Source organism: Petrotoga halophila DSM 16923, from assembly GCF_002924615.1.
Genome location: NZ_JALY01000075.1, coordinates 1 through 2,068, shown reverse-complemented (window position 1 = coordinate 2,068; position 2,068 = coordinate 1). Strand labels below are relative to the sequence as shown.

The 2,068-nt window shown below is 32.5% G+C and carries 3 protein-coding genes; all 3 read right to left on the bottom strand.

What is annotated here, in order from left to right:
- Window positions 1-875 (bottom strand): glycine betaine ABC transporter substrate-binding protein (locus AA81_RS03400; RefSeq protein ID WP_103898201.1); only part of this gene is annotated, 875 nt, incomplete at its 3' end.
- Between the two features lie 64 nt (window positions 876-939).
- A complete protein-coding gene (locus tag AA81_RS03395; RefSeq protein WP_103898200.1) occupies window positions 940-1,404 on the bottom strand; it encodes a DUF192 domain-containing protein in 465 nt (154 codons plus the stop codon).
- A gap of 65 nt (window positions 1,405-1,469) precedes the next feature.
- Complete coding sequence (locus tag AA81_RS03390; protein WP_211286425.1) at window positions 1,470-1,925, bottom strand: peroxiredoxin; 456 nt, start codon at window positions 1,923-1,925, stop codon at window positions 1,470-1,472.
- Window positions 1,926-2,068: the final 143 nt, after the last annotated feature.

Here is a 2,068-nt window from a genome sequence, read left to right as displayed (position 1 = left end):
CCTTGTAGATACTTTCTGGCAACAATTTTGGGCTCTATACCTTCAAAATCAACCAAGTAGTTCAGCCTTATAATTATATCCTCATTTAAATACAATGTCAATGGTTTTAAAATTTCTCTTATTTTAGGGTATTCATCTATTATTTCCTTTCTAACCAAAACGGAAGGATTGTAGTGGGGAAAGAAAGACTTATCGTCTTCTAAAATCACCAAGTCAAAACGTAAGATTTGAGCATCGGTAGAATATATCATAGCTACATCAATATTTTTACGCGCTAACGCTTCATATGTTAATCCTGCTTCCATCGTTCTTACATTGTTTTTTGGCAGATTCATATTGTATGCATCCATAACCGCAAAGATTCCATCGCTTCTTTCATAATATTCTGGATTAACTCCAAAAATTAAATCCTTTCCTTTTCCCGAATTAATATAATCAGCCAAATCACTTAGACTTTGTATTCCGTTTTCTTTAGCAAAAGAGCTTCGTACCGCCAAACCATAAGTATTATTAAAATTGATCATATCTAACCATACGATGTTGTGTTTCTCTAAGTCTTCTTTTGCCACTAAATCAAACAGTTTCAGAGGATCATATATGTTTTCTGTATGTCCAAAATACGCTGCCCAAGCAGTTCCTGTGTAATCTACATAAGCATCAACTTGACCAGTCTCCATAGCCTTGCGTAGAGGAAACGAGGATAGTCCAAATTTTTCTTCTACATCAATCCCTTTCTCTTGAAGAAGTAAAGAAACCATGCTTGACAATATATAACCTTCTGTAAAAGCTTTTGCTCCTACAACTACCTTTTCAGCTGCATAGATATAGTTTATACCAAACAAAATAATAAGTACCGAAATAACTATTTTTTTCATTTTTATTATTCCTCCTTGTGGATTTTTCTTACTGCCTTTAGAAACAGTAAAACTTGTTTCTCATTCATTCATTTATTGACCATTCAATTTTTGCTCCTTCAGCGAATCCGTATCGACCAAAGAAACCGGTTTTTACCTCTAAAGCATATTTGAAAGGTGTGTAAATTATGTAAATCGGACAGGGTGATTCTTCACAAGGTTTCATGTTTTGTATATCTAATATTGTTCCACTGCTATCTATAAAAGCGATATCGAGTTCAACAAAGGTGTTTTTCATCCAAAAGCCTCTTATTCCAGGTGTTGGAAATACAAAAAGCATTCCATAATCTTCCGGAATATCTTCTTTGTACATCAAACCGAATTCTCTTAATTCGTTCGTATTAGCAATTTCAATAGGGATTGTTAAAATACTTCCCTCTTGTGAAATAGTTAAAGTCCCTTTTGGAAATTCTGGCATATTTATCGATTGACTAAATAAATTGGTGAAGAAAATTATCGAAATTAAAAGGATGAAAGCAATTTTCTGCATAATTTTTAACTCCATTATAATAAATTAGGCTTCGAACTTTTTGTCGAAGCCTATTTAAATTTCTTTCATCTTTTGATAGAATTCATAATTTCATTTAAATCTGGTTGATCTCTTAATTCGTAAACTTTTACAAATTCAATTTTTCCTTCTTCATCGATTAAAAAATTCGCTCTTTTGGAAAAACCGTTTTCTTCATCGAATATACCATATTTTTTAGCAACTTCTCCATGGGGCCAAAAATCTGACAAAAGTTTAAGTTTGTTGATTTTCATGTTTTGAGCCCATGCTTTTTTTGAAGGTGATGTATCAACACTGATTCCTAAAGGTACAACGTTGAGTTTTTCTAATTCGTCGTATTTTAAATCCAAGTTTTTCATCTGTGTTTCGCAAACCCCAGTCCATGCTAGAGGGTGAAAGGAAAGCAGAACCTTTTTTCCTTTAAAGCCAGATAAAGAAATTTCATCACCATTTTGATCTTTCAATTTAAAATTGGGAGCCACGTCTCCAACTTTCAATGCCATGGTATCACCTCTTATCTCATTGAGTTTATGAAACTTTCTAATTTGTTTAAATCTATGCTTCTTTTAAAAAGTGGATCTTTGTTTTGCTTATAAATAGTCAATTGTTCTTCAAAAGTTGGTTTCCCCTTTTCTTCATATATTAT

Excerpts from the sequence above, each read along its gene's own strand:
- AA81_RS03395 (WP_103898200.1), bottom strand. The coding sequence starts at position 1,404 with ATGCAGAAAATTGCTTTCATCCTTTTAATTTCGATAATTTTCTTCACC.
- AA81_RS03390 (WP_211286425.1), bottom strand. The coding sequence starts at position 1,925 with ATGGCATTGAAAGTTGGAGACGTGGCTCCCAATTTTAAATTGAAAGAT.